At 64.3% G+C, this 15246-nt stretch carries 18 protein-coding genes; 10 read left to right on the top strand and 8 right to left on the bottom strand.

Translation table 11 applies throughout. The features are described from left to right. Window positions 1–1101 carry an SAM-dependent methyltransferase gene (locus tag Q0T48_RS11805; RefSeq protein WP_295956549.1) on the bottom strand — a complete coding sequence of 367 codons (1101 nt, stop codon included), beginning with the start codon at window positions 1099–1101 and terminating at the stop codon, window positions 1–3. A 17-nt stretch (window positions 1102–1118) separates the two neighbouring features. Here Q0T48_RS11805 and Q0T48_RS11800 point away from each other — a divergent pair, with 17 nt between their 5' ends. The 8 genes from Q0T48_RS11800 (at window position 1119) to Q0T48_RS11765 (ending at window position 7576) form a co-directional block, all read left to right on the top strand. Continuing rightward, window positions 1119–1919 carry an SDR family oxidoreductase gene (locus Q0T48_RS11800; RefSeq protein WP_295956546.1) on the top strand — a complete coding sequence of 267 codons (801 nt, stop codon included), beginning with the start codon at window positions 1119–1121 and terminating at the stop codon, window positions 1917–1919. A gap of 9 nt (window positions 1920–1928) precedes the next feature. Further along, a complete protein-coding gene (locus tag Q0T48_RS11795) occupies window positions 1929–2300 on the top strand; it encodes a dihydroneopterin aldolase (protein ID WP_295956544.1) in 372 nt (123 codons plus the stop codon). A 91-nt stretch (window positions 2301–2391) separates the two neighbouring features. Further along, on the top strand, window positions 2392–3168 hold the full coding sequence (locus tag Q0T48_RS11790; RefSeq protein WP_295956543.1) for a transporter substrate-binding domain-containing protein: 777 nt from the start codon (window positions 2392–2394) through the stop codon (window positions 3166–3168). Further along, window positions 3159–4508: a diguanylate cyclase gene (locus Q0T48_RS11785; RefSeq protein WP_295956541.1), complete on the top strand. Its 1350-nt coding sequence runs from the start codon at window positions 3159–3161 to the stop codon at window positions 4506–4508. The genes Q0T48_RS11790 and Q0T48_RS11785 overlap by 10 nt, the downstream gene beginning before the upstream one ends. Window positions 4509–4552: 44 nt before the next feature. Beyond that, window positions 4553–5305, top strand: coding sequence for a transporter substrate-binding domain-containing protein (locus Q0T48_RS11780; protein ID WP_295956539.1), 753 nt, complete (start codon window positions 4553–4555; stop codon window positions 5303–5305). Window positions 5306–5365: 60 nt separating this feature from the next. Continuing rightward, window positions 5366–6313, top strand: a complete 948-nt coding sequence (ttcA, locus tag Q0T48_RS11775; RefSeq protein ID WP_295956537.1) for a tRNA 2-thiocytidine(32) synthetase TtcA — start codon at window positions 5366–5368, stop codon at window positions 6311–6313. Further along, window positions 6310–6924, top strand: coding sequence for a DUF4136 domain-containing protein (locus Q0T48_RS11770; protein WP_295956535.1), 615 nt, complete (start codon window positions 6310–6312; stop codon window positions 6922–6924). Before ttcA ends, Q0T48_RS11770 begins: the two co-directional genes overlap by 4 nt. A 10-nt stretch (window positions 6925–6934) precedes the next feature. Next, window positions 6935–7576 carry a histidine phosphatase family protein gene (locus Q0T48_RS11765; RefSeq protein ID WP_295956534.1) on the top strand — a complete coding sequence of 214 codons (642 nt, stop codon included), beginning with the start codon at window positions 6935–6937 and terminating at the stop codon, window positions 7574–7576. A gap of 83 nt (window positions 7577–7659) precedes the next feature. On the opposite strand, the gene Q0T48_RS11760 is transcribed toward Q0T48_RS11765, so the two are convergent. Both Q0T48_RS11760 and ruvB read right to left on the bottom strand, forming a co-directional pair. Continuing rightward, complete coding sequence (locus tag Q0T48_RS11760; RefSeq protein WP_295956531.1) at window positions 7660–8772, bottom strand: NADH:flavin oxidoreductase/NADH oxidase; 1113 nt, start codon at window positions 8770–8772, stop codon at window positions 7660–7662. 201 nt (window positions 8773–8973) lie between these two features. Continuing rightward, on the bottom strand, window positions 8974–10035 hold the full coding sequence (gene ruvB / locus Q0T48_RS11755) for a Holliday junction branch migration DNA helicase RuvB (RefSeq protein WP_295956529.1): 1062 nt from the start codon (window positions 10033–10035) through the stop codon (window positions 8974–8976). Between the two features lie 120 nt (window positions 10036–10155). Between ruvB and Q0T48_RS11750 the strand changes: the two genes are divergently transcribed. After that, window positions 10156–11316: a carbonic anhydrase gene (locus Q0T48_RS11750; RefSeq protein ID WP_295956528.1), complete on the top strand. Its 1161-nt coding sequence runs from the start codon at window positions 10156–10158 to the stop codon at window positions 11314–11316. Between the two features lie 60 nt (window positions 11317–11376). Here the strand turns inward: Q0T48_RS11750 and Q0T48_RS11745 are convergent, their stop codons facing one another. Together Q0T48_RS11745 and ruvA are read right to left on the bottom strand one after the other, a co-directional pair. Beyond that, window positions 11377–11625: a hypothetical protein gene (locus Q0T48_RS11745; RefSeq protein WP_295956526.1), complete on the bottom strand. Its 249-nt coding sequence runs from the start codon at window positions 11623–11625 to the stop codon at window positions 11377–11379. A gap of 149 nt (window positions 11626–11774) precedes the next feature. Then, on the bottom strand, window positions 11775–12347 hold the full coding sequence (gene ruvA, locus Q0T48_RS11740) for a Holliday junction branch migration protein RuvA (RefSeq protein ID WP_295956524.1): 573 nt from the start codon (window positions 12345–12347) through the stop codon (window positions 11775–11777). A gap of 176 nt (window positions 12348–12523) precedes the next feature. On the opposite strand from ruvA, the gene Q0T48_RS11735 reads away from it, so the two are divergent. Next, on the top strand, window positions 12524–13063 hold the full coding sequence (locus tag Q0T48_RS11735; protein ID WP_295956523.1) for a polymer-forming cytoskeletal protein: 540 nt from the start codon (window positions 12524–12526) through the stop codon (window positions 13061–13063). 7 nt (window positions 13064–13070) lie between these two features. Here Q0T48_RS11735 and Q0T48_RS11730 read toward each other — a convergent pair whose 3' ends face one another. The 3 genes from Q0T48_RS11730 to Q0T48_RS11720 all read right to left on the bottom strand — a co-directional run. After that, window positions 13071–13691, bottom strand: a complete 621-nt coding sequence (locus tag Q0T48_RS11730) for an ABC-type transport auxiliary lipoprotein family protein (RefSeq protein ID WP_295956521.1) — start codon at window positions 13689–13691, stop codon at window positions 13071–13073. A 59-nt stretch (window positions 13692–13750) separates the two neighbouring features. After that, window positions 13751–14728, bottom strand: a complete 978-nt coding sequence (locus Q0T48_RS11725) for an MlaD family protein (RefSeq protein WP_295956518.1) — start codon at window positions 14726–14728, stop codon at window positions 13751–13753. After that, window positions 14718–15246 (bottom strand): ATP-binding cassette domain-containing protein (locus Q0T48_RS11720; protein WP_295956517.1); only part of this gene is annotated, 529 nt, incomplete at its 5' end. The genes Q0T48_RS11725 and Q0T48_RS11720, both read right to left, overlap by 11 nt.

Genomic DNA, 15246 nt, shown 5'->3' with positions numbered 1-15246 from the left:
CTACAGCGTGTGCGACCGGTCGCCCTGAGTAAAACCCAGCGGCTCCCACTCTGGCCCTGCGCCAAAGGCGATGACCTTGAACAGCTCGCCCATTTCGTGTTCAGTGATCAATTTGAGCGCTTGCGCACGTTCTGCATGGCTAGCATGCTCCATTTTAGATAGCAAACCGCAGTTCATCAAAAACCGCGCCTGGCTGGTGTAGCCCAGCACGGCCAGGCCTGCGTCTTGCCCGGCCAGGGCGATGCCACTGAAATTGACGTGGGCGGTGATGTCTTTCAGCCCCACCAGGGCCAGCGGGTCTTGGTCCGACCGGTGCAGGTAGTGGCACATCACGGTGCCGGTATTGCGCTGCGGGTGGTAGTACTCGGCCTCGGGGAAGCCGTAGTCCAAAAAGAAGGCTGCGCCCTGCGTGAGCCGATCGGCCAGGGTGCGAATGAAGGACTCGGCCTGGGGGTGGACTTCGGTCAGGTAGTCGTGCGGGCCGTCAACCTCGGCGGGCGGGCGCAAGGTGGTGGGGCGGTCTTGCCAGACGAACTCTTCGCCCGACCAGGCCACGCCGCGCTCATGCCACTGGCCGTTCACCCGGGCCAGCAGTTGCACCGGCATCGCGTCCAGCACCTCGTTGCCCACCACCACGGCCTGTAGCGTGGCGGGCAGCTCGGTCACCCACTGCACCTTATCGGCAAACTGGGCCAGACGCAGTTGCTGGCGGGCCCGCAGCGTGCCGGACAGATCGACGATGCAGTAGCGCTGCACCTGGTCGCCCAAGGCTTCGAGCAATTGCAGCGCCAGCGCGCCGGATCCCGCACCAAACTCCCATACCTCGTTGGTGCCGGTCACTTGCAGCGCCTGCGCCACCTGCGCCGCCAGGGCCTGGCCGAATAGGCCGGACAGCTCGGGCGCGGTCACAAAGTCGCTGCCGTCGGCATCCTGGCTACCGAACTTGGGGCGCTCGTTGGCGTAGTAACCCAAACCGGGGTGGTACAGGGCCTGGGCCATGAACTGGTCGAAGGGAATCCAGCCGTCGGCCGCGGATGAGGTAATGGCCCGCCGAATCTCGGTCTGGAGCGCGATCGTTAAACTGGGGGATGTTTTTTCCACCCCCGGATTGTCTCTGAATGTTGCCACCAAACCCGCCCTCCCCCCCAGCTCGTACCGCATTGGTAACTGGCGCCGGTAAACGGCTGGGCCGCGAAATCGCCCTGGCCCTGGCGCGCGGCGGCTGGCAGGTGGCCGTGCACTACCGGCATTCCGAGCAGGATGCTATTCAAACTGTAGCTGACTGTGTAGATATAACATGCGCTAGCGGCCTAAAACACCATGCGTTTCAAGCCGATCTGGCCGATGAAGCCGCCGTGCGCGCCCTGCTGCCCCAGGTGGTGGCGCACTTTGGCGCGGTGGATGCGGTGGTGAATTGCGCGTCTACTTTTGAGCACGACAGCGCCGCCACCTTCGGTTTTGCCGCGCTGGAGATGCACCTGCGCAGCAACACCGGCGCGCCGATTCTGCTGGCCCAGGCCCTGCACAGCCACCTGCAGGCGCGCAATGCAGGCGGTGCCGTGGTCAATCTGCTAGACCAGAAGCTGTGGAACCTGAACCCCGATTTCTTCAGCTACACCTTGTCCAAAGCCGCGCTGGAAGTGGCCAACACCATGCTGGCGCAGGCCCTGGCCCCGCACGTGCGCGTGGTCGGCGTGGCCCCCGGCCTGACGCTCAAAAGCCACATGCTCAGCGACGAGCAGTTTGCCGTGCTGCACCAGATCTCGCCGCTGGGCCGCTCGTCCACCGCCGCCGATGTGGCGGCCACGGTGAAGTTTGCGTTGGAGAATGGGTCCATCACCGGCACCACCCTGCTGGTAGACGGCGGCCAGCACTTGATGCAGTTCGAGCGCGATTTTTCCCTGATGGACCTCACCTAAAAGAACACCATGTCCCACACCTCCGGCAACCAAACCCTGCAACTCTCCGGCCTGCGCTTCAATGCCAACCTGGGGATTCTGGAATCCGAAAAAACCGCGCCGCAGCCCATCCTGGTGGATGCCGAGCTCAACCTCGGCCCGCAGCCGCTGGAGCCCTGCGACGACGACATCAACCACGTGCTCGACTACCGCAAGGTGCGCCAGATCATCATCGACGACTGCACCGCCGAGCACGTGAACCTGCTGGAGAGCCTGATTGGCAAACTGGCCCAGCGGCTGATGCAGTTACCCGGCGTGCTGGGCGTGCGCGTCAAAATCGCCAAACTGGAGATTTTTGACGACTGCGAAGTGGCAATCCGGGTAGAAACAGGGCAATGGTGAGCCTGAAATCGGCGTAGCATGCGCCACACGTAATAAGATGTATCAATCATCCTCGTGTTAGGGTGCCTAGATGCCCCCCTTGGAGAGTTGAATGACATTGTTTGGCGTCCGAGCAAGTACCCGCCGCGCTGCATTGCTGGCCGCAGGCATGGGTTTGTGGGTTTGTGCCTGGTCGGCCCAGGCTGTAGAAACCATCAAGATCCTGACCGAAGAGTACCCACCGTTCAACTTCACCGACAAAGGCAAGATCACCGGCCTGGGAACCGAGGTGGTGCAGGCGGTACTGAAAGAAATCAATATCGAAGGGCAGTTCCAGTCTGTGCCCTGGGCCCGCGCCTACGAGACGGCGCAGACCACTGAAAGCGTGCTGATCTACTCCATCAACCGCTCCAAAGACCGCGAAAAGCTCTTCAAATGGGTGGGCCAGATCACCCCCACCGACTTCTATCTGTTCTCGCTAAAAAGCCGCAACATCCGCCTAAGCAGCCTGGAGGATGCCAAACCCCTGCAGATCGGCACGGTCAACCAAGATATTGGCGAGCAATACCTGGCCTCACAGGGGTTTTCTCTGGGCCACAACCTGCAGTCCAGCGCCCGCTACGAGTTGAACTACGAGAAGCTCAAACTCGGCCGGGTTGACCTGTGGGTAATGAACGAACTGGGCGCCTACTACATGGTGCGCCAGGCGGGGGATGACCCGGCGGTGGTGCTGAACAAAGCGTTGCGCATCGCCGAGCTCAGCGGTGGCGGCAACTACATGGCTTTTGGCCTGAAAACCCCCGATGCCATGGTGGAACGCTTCCGCAAAGGGCTGGAGGCCATCAAAAAGAACGGCACCTACGATGCCTTGCAGAAGAAATGGCTTTAAAGCCGGCCAAGCCCACGTCTTTGGGTGGCCGCATCGTGCTGGCCACGCTGGTGTTTTGCCTGCTGTTTACGCTGGTAGTGGCCGCCGTGCGCACCTGGTCGGCCTGGCAAAACAATGTGGCCCGCATGTCGGGCGAGATGGCGCTGATTGCGCAGGTCTACCAGCAAACCCTGTCTAAATCCATCTGGGAGATGGACCGCGACTCCCTGCAGACCCACCTCAACAGCATGGCCAACGCCGCCTCGGTAGGGCAGGTGGTGGTGACCCTGCAGTCGGCCAACCACGCCCCGGAAGTGTTTCGGCGGGTACGCGAAAGCTGGCGGCCGTCCACCCTGGCACCGGTGTTGAACCGCCCGCTGGACTACGAGCTGTTTGCGGGCAGCAAAGAGGTGGTGGGTTCCTTAACGCTGTATGGCGACGAGCGGGTGCTATGGGCCCGCTTGCGCAGCGAAGTAGCCGAAATTGTGGCCACCCAGATCGCCCAGTCCCTGCTGCTGGCCAGCCTGATCATGCTGCTGCTGAACCGCCTGGTGACGGTGCACGTGCGCCGCATCGCCCAGCACCTGGGCCAACTGACCCCCGCCAACCTGCGCCAGCTACTGACCCTGGACCGCCACCCTTCGCGGCAGGACGAACTCTCGCAACTGGTGGGCGGGGTCAACCAACTGCAAACCACGCTGTCTGACTACCTGGAACAGCAACAGCGCGACGAAAAAGAACTGCTGGCCCACCGCGACAACCTGGCCGCACTGGTGCGCGAACGCACGGCCGCACTAGAAACCGCCAACAGCCAGCTGGAAGACACCAACACCCGGCTGGACAGCCTGGCCCGCACCGACCCGCTGACCGGGCTCGCCAACCGCCGCCAATTCGACGAAATGAAGGAGATCGAGTTCCGCCGCGCCCTGCGCACCGGCCACCCGCTGACCCTGCTGGTCTGCGACATCGACTCCTTCAAGCGCTACAACGACACCTATGGCCACGCCAGCGGCGACCAGTGCCTGCGTGCTGTGGCCACGGCCCTGGGGGCAGGCAGTGCCCGGGCCGGGGACCTGGTAGCACGCATCGGCGGCGAAGAATTTGCCGTACTGCTACCCGCCACCGATGCCACCCAGGGCGCCCTGTTGGCCGGTCAGCTGCTGCGCGCCGTGGCCGACCTGGGAATAGCCCACCGCAACTCCGAAGCTGCGCCGGTGGTAACCATCAGCATCGGTCTGGCGCAACTCGATCCAACCCAGGTGGACAAGTTCGACACCCTGTTCGACCAGGCCGACCGCGCCCTTTACCAGGCCAAAAGCACGGGCCGCAACCGGGTGGTGGTGCACGGGCAAGCGGCATGAACGCCCGCACGGCCAACTTTTTATCCGCCACACAGGAACCCAACATGAACTCTGCATGGCGCACCGGCTTCCTCGCCTGGACCTTACTGCTACCGCTAAGCCCTTGGGCGCAGCCGGTACAGGTGGTGACCGAGACAACCCCGTTCGTCTACCTGCAAGACGGGAAAATTGCCGGCCCGGCCACCGAAGTACTGGAAAAAACCCTGCAACTGGCGGGCATCAAAGACTACCGGCTCAACATGTACCCGTGGGCCCGCGCCTACGACATGGCGCTGAACGAACCCAATGTGCTGATCTACCTGGTGGCCCGCACCCCCGAGCGCGAGCCCAAGTTCCAGTGGGTCGGCGAATTCCTGCAGATCCGCTACCACCTGTACAAGCTGCGCGAGCGTGCCAACATCCACGCCAGCAATCTGGACACTGCGCGCAGCTACACCATCGGCGTAATGCGTGACGACCTGCGCCACCAGTACCTGCAGCAGCAGGGCTTTACCCGGCTGGTGATGTCGGCGCAAACCAGCGAAAACTTTGCCCAGTTACTCAAGCGCAAAGTGGACATGGTGCCGCTCAGCGAAGCCGGTGCCGAGGCCCAGTGCCGCGCCACGTCTTTCGACTGTGCCGGGCTGGAACGGGTGCTGAGCCTGGACGCGTTGACCACCGGCCTGTACATGGCCTACAGCCTGGCCACCCCACCCGCCGTGGTGCAGCGCACCCAGGCCGCATTCAAACAACTCAAGGCCAACGGCACGGTGCAACGCACCATGGAAGCCAAGGCCAGCACCGGCAAAGCACCCTGATCTGGCACGGATCAGACCCGACGCGGGATAATCGGCATCTTTTAGAACCGATTGCCCCCTATGAGCGCCGTATGGACCACCGACGAGGTTGCCGCCCCCACTTCCACAGTTTCACCTGCCGCCCCCGATTTCAAGATCGAGCGCGAAACGCATAAGTTAGAAAAACGCCTGTGCCGCGAGATGGGCAAAGCCATCGTGGACTACAACATGGTGGAAGAAGGCGACAAGGTGATGGTGTGTGTGAGCGGCGGCAAGGACAGCTACGCCATGCTGGACATTTTGCTCAAGCTCAAGGCCCGCGCGCCCATCCACTTCGACATCATTGCCGTCAACCTCGACCAGAAGCAGCCCGGCTTCCCTGCCGACGTGCTGCCCACCTACCTCACCGCCCTGGGCGTGCCCTTCCACATCGAAAACCAGGACACCTACAGCATCGTCAAGCGCGTGATCCCCGAGGGCACATCCACCTGCGGCCTGTGCAGCCGCCTGCGCCGCGGCATTCTGTACCGCGTGGCCGACGAGCTGGGCGCGACCAAGATCGCCCTCGGACACCACCGCGACGACATGCTGCAAACCTTCTTTTTGAACATGTTCTTTGGCGGCAAGCTCAAGAGCATGCCACCCAAGCTGGTCAGCGACGACGGCCGCCACATCGTCATCCGCCCACTGGCCTACGTGACTGAGAAAGACCTGACCCGCTGGGCCGCGCACAAGCAGTTCCCCATCATCCCCTGCACCCTGTGCGGCAGCCAGGAGAACCTGCAACGCAAGCAAATCGCCCAGATGCTGCAAGAGTGGGAAAAGAAGCACCCCGGCCGCATCGAAAGCATGTTCAGCGCGCTGCAAAACGTGGTGCCCTCGCACCTGATGGACCGCAGCCGCTACGACTTCGAAGGCTTGAAAACCACCGGCGTACCCAGCATTGAGGGCGACCAGGCCTTTGATGCGCCCAGCTTTCCCCCTGTCGGCATGTCGGGCCTGCCCGGTCTGCAAGTGGTGCACCTATGATGACCGGCTGGCGCGCCCTCACCCTTACGGCGGCCGTGCTGCTCGTTGGCTGCGCCAGCGTCACCCGGGTGGACAACGACGTGCAAAGCTTCACCAACTGGACCAGCGCCGTGCCCCGGCCCCTGGGCTTCCGCTTCGAGCGCCTGCCCTCCCAGCAGACCGATGCCGCCACCCAGGACGCGGTCGAACAACTGTCCCTGCCCGCCCTGGCGCAAGCCGGGCTGGTGCAAGACACCGCCAACGCCCGCTACAGCCTGCAAATCAGCACCCAGCTGCTGACCGAAAGCACCTGGAGCAGCCGCCCCTACGGTCCGTGGGGCCGCGGTGGCCCCTGGATGGGCGGCGGCCGCGGCATGCGCGGCCCCTTCATGGCCCCCATGATGCCGATGCTGCCCATGGAAGTGCGCACCTACCAGCGCCTGCTCAGCCTGGTACTGCGCGACCTCGCTACCGGCCAGGTGGTGTATGAAACCCAGGCCAGCCAGGACAGCAATGGGCCCATCGGCAGCGACCAGATCCCGGCCATGGTCACGGCTGCCCTGCACGGCTTCCCGAATCCGCCCGCAGGCCTGCAAAGAATTACGGTAGACATTCCACCCACCCCGCAGTGAAAGAATCTTGATGGACGCCACCCGCATCATCGCCATCCGCCACGGTGAAACCGCCTGGAACGTCGACAGCCGCATCCAAGGCCAGCTCGACATTCCCCTGAACGACACCGGCCGCTGGCAGGCCCACCAGTTGGCGCTGGCCCTGGCGGGTGAACCCATCACCACCGTCTACGCCAGTGACCTGCTGCGGGCCTTGGAAACGGCGCAGGCCGTGGCCGGGGCGCTCGATCTGCCCATCACCACCGACGTAGGCCTGCGCGAACGCGGCTTTGGCATTTTCCAGGGCCACAGCTTTGCCGACATCGAAGCCCGCCTGCCCGAGCAAGCCCTACTGTGGCGCAAGCGCGACCCGGAATTTGCCCCCGAAGGCGGCGAATGCCTGAACGATTTCCGTGACCGCGTGCTGGCTTGCGTCAGCGCCCTAGCCGCCCGCCACCCCGGCGAGCTGATCGCCATCGTGGCCCACGGCGGCGTGATGGACGTGCTGTACCGCGCCGCCACCGGCCAGGACCTGCAAGCCCCCCGCACCTGGGACCTGGCCAACGCCGCCATCAACCGCCTGCTGTGGACCCCCGAAGGCTTCACCCTGGTCGGCTGGGCCGATACCTTCCATCTGGAGCAACAAGGCGCACTGGACGAAAACGCGGCTTGAATTTGTCGGTAATGCTATTTATTTAATAGCTACTTGCGCAAGTGGAATATGCGCTAGAGATACTTTTCTTATAAAAACAGGATTCAGCGCCCGCCCAATACCGTTTCGCCAAAAATCCCATTCAAACCATGCGGGGCCGAGCGCCAGTACTGGGGCGGGGCCTGGATGGTGCCGCCCAGCTTGGCGGCGGCGTGCCAGGGCCAGCGCGGGTCGTACAGAACAGCGCGGGCCAGGGCCACCATGTCGGCCTGGCCGCTGGCGAGGATGTCTTCGGCCTGCTGCGCGTCGGTGATCAGGCCCACCGCCATGGTGGGCAGGCCGGTAGCTTCTTTCACCGCCTGGGCAAACGGCACCTGGTAGCCCGCCGCCAAAGGGATTTTCTGCAGCGGTGAAATGCCGCCGGACGACACGTCGATCCAGTCCACACCCAACTTTTTCAATGCCTGCGCGAAGGCGATGGTCTGGGCGATGTCCCAGCCGCCGTCCACCCAGTCACTGGCCGATACGCGGATGCCCACCGGCTTGTCGGCCGGGAACGCGGCGCGCACGGCGGCGAACACTTCCAGCGGAAAGCGCATGCGGTTTTCCAGCGACCCGCCATAGGCATCGGTACGCTGGTTGGAGATGGGCGACAAAAACTGGTGCAGCAAATAGCCGTGGGCCGCGTGCAGCTCGATGCCATCGATACCCAAACGCTCAGAGCGCCAGGCCGCGGCCACAAAGGCATCGCGCACCCGCAGCAGCCCGGTGGCATCCAGCGCCTGGGGGGCGAGTTCACCGTCTTTTTGCGGCAGTGCCGACGGCGCATGGGCCAGCCAGCCGCCTTGCGCCAGGGGCACTTGCTGGCCGCCCTTCCAGGGCAAGTGGCTAGAGGCCTTGCGCCCGGCGTGGGCCAGTTGCACCACCACCGCGGTATGCGAATACTGGCGAATCGCGGCCAGCACCGGCACCAGGGCCGCCTCGGTGGCATCGTCCCACAGGCCCAGGTCGCCGTGGGTGATGCGGCCATCGGGCTCTACCGCCGTGGCCTCCAGGCACAGCATGGCCGCGCCGGACAAGGCCAGGTGGCCCAAATGCAGCAGGTGCCAGGCCGTGGCTTGGCCGTGGTCGGCCGAGTACTGGCACATGGGCGAGATGACGATGCGGTTGGGCAGCACCAGGCTGCGCAGCGGAAACGGAGAAAACAGGGTGCTCATGGGCGGTCCAAAGGAAGGGGGTTGGCCGTGATTATTGGACTGCGGGCGTTTTGCGCTCCACCATGCCGCCCATGCCCCGCTGGCGCGGCGGTCTTCGCCATCCGCCTGCGCAATAAAACCCAAGCCGTGGCAAGCACGCCGGTTGTTTTGCTACTCTTTAAATAGCTGCCAGCACAGGTACTATATGCGCTAGAGCTCGATTTAATCTACAGAAAACAAGCCACCCTCGGTCTGCGGCGGGGTCACGCCCAGGTGCCGGTAAGCAGCCAGGGTGGCGATGCGGCCGCGGTTGGTCCGCTGCAAAAAACCCTGCTGGATCAGGTAGGGCTCGATCACATCTTCGATGGTGTCGCGCTCTTCGCCGATGCTGGCGGCGATGTTGTCCAGGCCCACTGGGCCGCCGTCAAAGCGGTGGATCACGGCTTCCAGCAGTTTGCGGTCCATCAGGTCGAAGCCCTGCGGGTCCACGTCCAGCATGGCCAGGGCGCGGTTGGCGATGTCCAGGGTGATGGTGCCGTTGCCCTTCACGTCGGCGTAGTCGCGCACCCGGCGCAGCAGGCGGTTGGCGATGCGCGGCGTACCGCGGGATCGGCGGGCGATCTCGAAGCCGCCTTCCACGTCCATCGGCGCATTCAACAAGCCGGCGCTGCGCTTGACGATGCGGGCCAGCTCCTCTGGCGTGTAGAACTCCAGCCGCGCCACGATGCCGAAACGGTCGCGCAGCGGGTTGGTCAGCATGCCGGCACGGGTAGTGGCCCCCACCAGGGTGAAAGGTTGCAGATCGAGCTTGATGCTGCGGGCGGCCGGGCCCTCGCCGATCATGATGTCGATCTGGTAGTCCTCCAGCGCGGGGTACAGAATTTCTTCCACCACCGGGCTGAGCCGGTGGATTTCGTCGATGAAGAGTACGTCGTTCTTTTCCAGATTGGTCAGCAGCGCGGCCAGGTCCTTGGGCTTTTCCAGCACCGGGCCGCTGGTCTGGCGCAGGTTCACGCCGAGTTCGTGGGCAATGATGTGGCTGAGCGTGGTTTTGCCCAGGCCGGGCGGGCCGAACAGCAACACGTGGTCCAGCGCCTCGCCGCGCTTGGTGGCCGCGCCGATGAAGATTTCCAACTGCTCACGGGCCTTGGTCTGGCCCACGTAGTCGTCGAACAGCTTGGGGCGCAGGGCGCGTTCAATCGCCTCCTCTTGCGGCGAAGTGGGGGCGGCGGAGACCATGCGCTTCGGGGGGGGCGCAGCAAAATCATCAGTCTGGATGGACACGGGCAGGCAGTGCAAAAAAGGATGGGCCACTATAGCGCCTGGGCCTGCCCGCACCGAAAAACGCCTCGCGCTTGTGGCTATAGTCAATGCCAACTCTTTTTGCCCCCGCCAGGACCCTCCATGACGCACCGCACGCACTCTGTTTCTACCCGATGGGCGCTGGCCCTGCTGCTTTGCGCTGGGGGCGTGGCCACGGCCCATGCCGAAGACGCGCCCGCCGACAAGCCCAAGGCCACGGGCAAAATCACCCTGCCCGCCAAGCCCAAGCCGCAAGACCCCGGCAGCAAGGAAAGCATGGCGCAGCAGGTGCGTGAGGCCATCGACAAGGCCAACGCCGGTGAGGGCAAAAAGACCAAAAAGACCAAGGGCAAGGCCGCAGACACGCCCACCGTCACCATCACCATCGAAGCCGAGCCCAAAAAAGCCGGTATGCGTGCGGCCCCGGCTCCACCGCCCGACATCGCCGCCGCCCACGCCAAGGCGCACGGACTGGTCAACCCGGCCGACAGCAAAGCCAGTACCCGCGCCGCGGCCATGGCGGCCACGGCCCCCGGTGCAGGTACGGCAGCAGGCGCTGCTGCCATGGTCCACGGCGGCGAGGTGCGCTGGGGCTACGAGGGCAGCACCGGCCCGCAGGCCTGGGCCAAGCTCAGCCCCGACTTCAATCTGTGCGCCCAGGGCACACGCCAGTCGCCCATCGCCATTGATGAAACCAATACCTTGCAGGGCCCGGCCGAGCCGCTGCAAATCCGCTACCAGCCCAGCGGTGCCATGGTGCTGAACAATGGCCGCACTATCCAGGTAGACGTGGTGGGCGACAACACCCTGACGGTACGCGGTGCTACCTACAAGCTGTACCAGATCGTGTTCCACCACCCCAGCGAGGAGCGGGTCAACGGACGTGCGTTTGCCATGGTGGCGCACCTGATGCACCGCGATGTGGACGGTCAGGTGGCGGTGGTCGCCGTGCTGCTCGACCCCGGCCAGGCCAATGCGCTGATCAACAAGGTCTGGACCTACATGCCGCTGGATACCGGCGACCGGGTGCGTATGCCCGCCGGTCTGCTGGACCTCAACGAGCTGCTGCCGCAAGACATGCGCTACTACCAGTTCATGGGCTCGCTGACCACGCCGCCCTGTGCAGAAAACGTGCTGTGGATGGTGCTGAAGCAACCGGTGCAGATCAGCCCCGAGCAGCTTCGCCTGTTCAGCCAGTTGTACCCCGCCAACGCACGGCCTGTGCAGCCCCTGAATGGCCGTGTGGTGCGCGACGCGCAGTAAAACGCAGGCGTAAAAAAAGGCTGGGCGAACCCAGCCTTTTTCAGCAGCAAGAGACGCTACTTACTTGGCGGACGATGCAGCGGCAGCCGGTGCGGCGGCGGGCGCGTCTACCTTTTTGGCGGCAACGTGCTTCTTCACCTTTTTGGCGGCGTGCTTTTTCACGGGTGCGGCGGGCTTCGCGGTGGCATCCGCAGGGGCGGCAGCGGCAGCGGGTGCGGCATCCTTGGCAGGTGCGGGAGCCTGGGCAAACGAGGACAGGGACACAGCAGAAATCAGGGCAGCGGCGAAGAGAGATTTGATCGTGGTCATAACAATTTCCTGGCAAAGACAGTCGTGTGTGCTCCGACTTCCTAGAGCGAATCTGAATTGCGTTCAGACCTGCACCTACAACGGAGCCCGCCAACACTGGTTGACCAGCTATACATTTCTTTATACAGACCCAAGCTACCAGATAGTGCCTACTTGCCCAGTGCTTTCAGCGCCAGCTTGATGCCTTCGCTCACGCCCACGCCCGCGGGCAAGGCTTTCAGTGCCAGCGCCGCTTCCTTGTCGCTGTAGCCCAGGGCCACCAGGGCCTGCAGGATGTCGACCTGGGCATCGCTGGTGGCGCTGTGGTGCAGACCGATGTCGGAACCCAGCTTGCCTTTGAGCTCCAGCAGCAGGCGCTCGGCAGTTTTCTTGCCGATACCGGGCACCTTCACCAGCCGCCCGGCTTCTTGCAGCGTGATGGCCTGGGCCAGGTCGTCCACGCCCATGCCCGACAGCACGCTCAAAGCCGTGCGCGGCCCCACGCCACTGATCTTGATGAGCTGGCGAAAGGCATCGCGCTCGCCGGGGGTGGCAAATCCGTACAGGATTTGTGCGTCTTCGCGTACCACAAAGTGTGTCAGCAGCGTAACCTGCTCGCCCAGGCCCGGCAGGTTGTAGAAGGTGCTCATGGGCACGTCCACGTCGTAGCCCACGCCGTGGCAGTCGATCAGCACCTGGGGCGGGTTTTTGGCGGCCAGCAGGCCTTGGAGTCGTCCGATCATGGAAATCCTGGAGAGAAAACGCCATTGTCCATGACGACGTGCATCGCCATTAGGTCGTAATTTGCGCGAATCTTTACGATGGATTTGCTTCCATTTTGTTACATACCTTGCATCCTGTGCGGAGATGTAACCGGCTTGGCCCCCTACCATGGGCCTCTTTCATGAAGGGAACTCCCATGGCTCTACAAACCCCGTTTTTTGGCAAGCGTGAACCCGAAGCTTTTGGCGTGCGCAACAACCTGGCCCAGGCACAAACCCTGGCGCAGCGGCCCCAGCCCCTGGTCACCCCGCCGGTGGCCGACACCGTAGACATTCCGGTAGAAGCCGTGGCCGCCCAGGCCCCGGCCAAAGCCACGGGCAGCACCCTCACCGTGGGCCCCAACATCAAACTCAAGGGCGTGGAAATCACCGACTGCGACACCCTGGTGGTCGAGGGCACGGTCGAGGCGACCATGGATTCGCGCCTGATGCAAATCACCGCCGCCGGGGCCTTCAAGGGTTCGGCCGACATCGACATCGCCGAAATCCACGGTGCCTTTGACGGCGAACTCACCGTGCGCGACAAGCTGGTGATCTACGCCACCGGCCGCGTCACCGGCAAGGTGCGCTACGGCAAGCTGGTGATCGAAGAAGGCGGCCAGTTGTCGGGCGAAGTCGCCTTTGGCACGGCCAAGGCAGCCACGGCCAAAACCCCGCTGCAGGCCATCGCCGCCTGATGCCGGTTTAGCGCCCTGCCATTTCCAGCCAGCCATCGAGCTCTTGCGCCAGGGCATCGGTGGCCACTGCCAGCGCCCGCACACCGCCGGGCGCGTCGGCACTGGGGGCCGGGCGCTGCACGTTGAAAGACCGCTGCGCCAGCAGGCTGTCGCCTAGCAGCGTGCTCTCCACCAAGGTGGCGCGCAGCCGTACCAGGCCGGTGCTGGCGACGGGCGACTGGAACACCTGGGTAAATTCCTGCAACTCTAGCCGCAGCAGTCGGGGCGCGGGGCCGGTCGTGCGCGCCAATGCCGCGCTGTCGCTGGCACCCAGCACCGCCCGGCGCTGGCCCAGCACATCGCGCAGCCGCTGGCCCACCAACTGTGCGGGCGGCACGCTCCAGCGGGCCTGGGTGTAGGGGCGCAGTTGCTGGGCATCGGCATAGCCCAGACGGTACAGAATGGCCGTGCCACCGTCACTCATCCCAGGGGCTTCCACGTCGGCCAACGCCAGGGTCGGCAAGCTGGCGTTGGCCATGGCCGTGGTGGTGGAAGGACCGAAGTCGTATTGCACTGCGCGCAGGGGTTTATCAGGCAAAGCAGAGCAAGCGCTCAGGGCCACAAATACCAAGCCAAATAGGCATTTCATGTATGTTCCACCTACGCCAACAGCTCTTATATCCATAGCAAATCCTTTGTAAGCCGTATTCATGGTTGCGCAGCCGGGGTGACGAAGCCTGCCTCACCGGGGCCGGGCACGGCAGCACCGCCGCCAAAAATCAGCGACTGCGGCTGCTCGCTGATGCCGTTGACGGTGCGGCCCAGTTGCCGTGCCGCGCGGGACGCGTCGTCGGCCACCCGGTTGATGCGCGGTAAGGTGGCGCTGCCAAAGGTGTCGGCGGCATGGGACAGCGCACCCGTACCGTCGGCCAGCCGGTCCATCACGCCGCCTTTTTCGTTCAGCCGTGCCGCCGTCTGGCCAATGGCGGCAAAGCTACCGTTCGCAGTGTCGGCGGCGGTTTGCAACGCACGCATGGCCTGGTGAGTGTCGTCGGCAATGGCCGGGATGCGGGCCAGCGCCGGATCCAGCCGCTGCGCCACGGTTTGCTCCAGCCGGGCACTGAGCTGGGCCAAACTGGTGGTGGCGCGGTCGGTGCTGGTCAGCACACCGGTGAGCAGCTTTTGGTTCTCGTCGCTCAGCAGCTGGTTCAGGCGCAGCGTGGCTTCGTCTACCTGCTCCAGAATGTGTGGCACCTGCTGGGTCAGCTTGCCGAGTTGCGAGGTCTCCAGCGGCAGCCGGGGCACGCCGCTGCGGCCCGGGGGGATCGGCGCTTGCGGCTGGCCCGCGTCGTCGATCTGCACGAAAGCCAGGCCGGTGATGCCCTGGTAGCTCAGGCTGGCAAAGGCGGTGGGCGACAGCGGCGTGGTGTCGTCCACGGCGATGCGGATCAGCACATTGCCCGCCACGTCGGGGTCGAAGCCAATGGAGGTTACCTTGCCCACGGCCACGCCCTTGTAGCGCACGGCGGCCTGGGGCTGCAGGCCCGTAACCGCGTCGCCCGACGAGAGTTCATACGGGTGGCTGCTGCCCGCGTCGCGCGTGAGCCAGACCGCCAACGCCACCAGCAGCGCGGTAATAGCCAGCACAAACGCACCTGCGGCCAGCGCGTGGGATTTATTTTCCATGGGGTAGATCTCCTTGGGGAAGGGGGACGACAGGCAACGGTGCCAATGCACGCCGCCCGCGTTCACCCAGAAAAAAGTGTTCGATAAACGGGTGTGGGAAGGCCACTACCTCGGCGGGCATGCCCGTGACCAGCACCTTTTTTTCGGCCAGCACGGCCACCCGGGTGCTGAGCGCAAACAGGGTGTCCAGGTCGTGCGTGACCATCAGCATGGTCAAGCCCAGTTCGCGGTGTAAAGAGCGCAGCAGGGCGCAAAACGCGTCGGCGCTGTCGGGGTCCAGCCCGGCCGTGGGCTCGTCCAGCAGCAAGAGTGGCGGATCCATGATGAGGGCGCGCGCCAGCGCCACCCGCTTGATCATGCCGCCAGACAGGTCGCTCGGCATCTTCCCGGCCGCATCAAGGGGCAAGCCCACCATCTGCAACTTGACCATCGCGGCCTCGCGGATCAGATCGCCCGGCAGGGTCTTAAGCTCGCGCAGCGGAAAGGCGATGTTTTCAAGCACGGTAAAGGCCGAAAAC

Source organism: Rhodoferax sp. (assembly GCF_025354435.1).
Taxonomy (GTDB): Bacteria; Pseudomonadota; Gammaproteobacteria; order Burkholderiales; family Burkholderiaceae_C; genus Rhodoferax_B.
The sequence above is the reverse complement of the archived record's forward strand: the minus strand, read 5'-3'. Positions and strand labels throughout refer to the sequence as shown.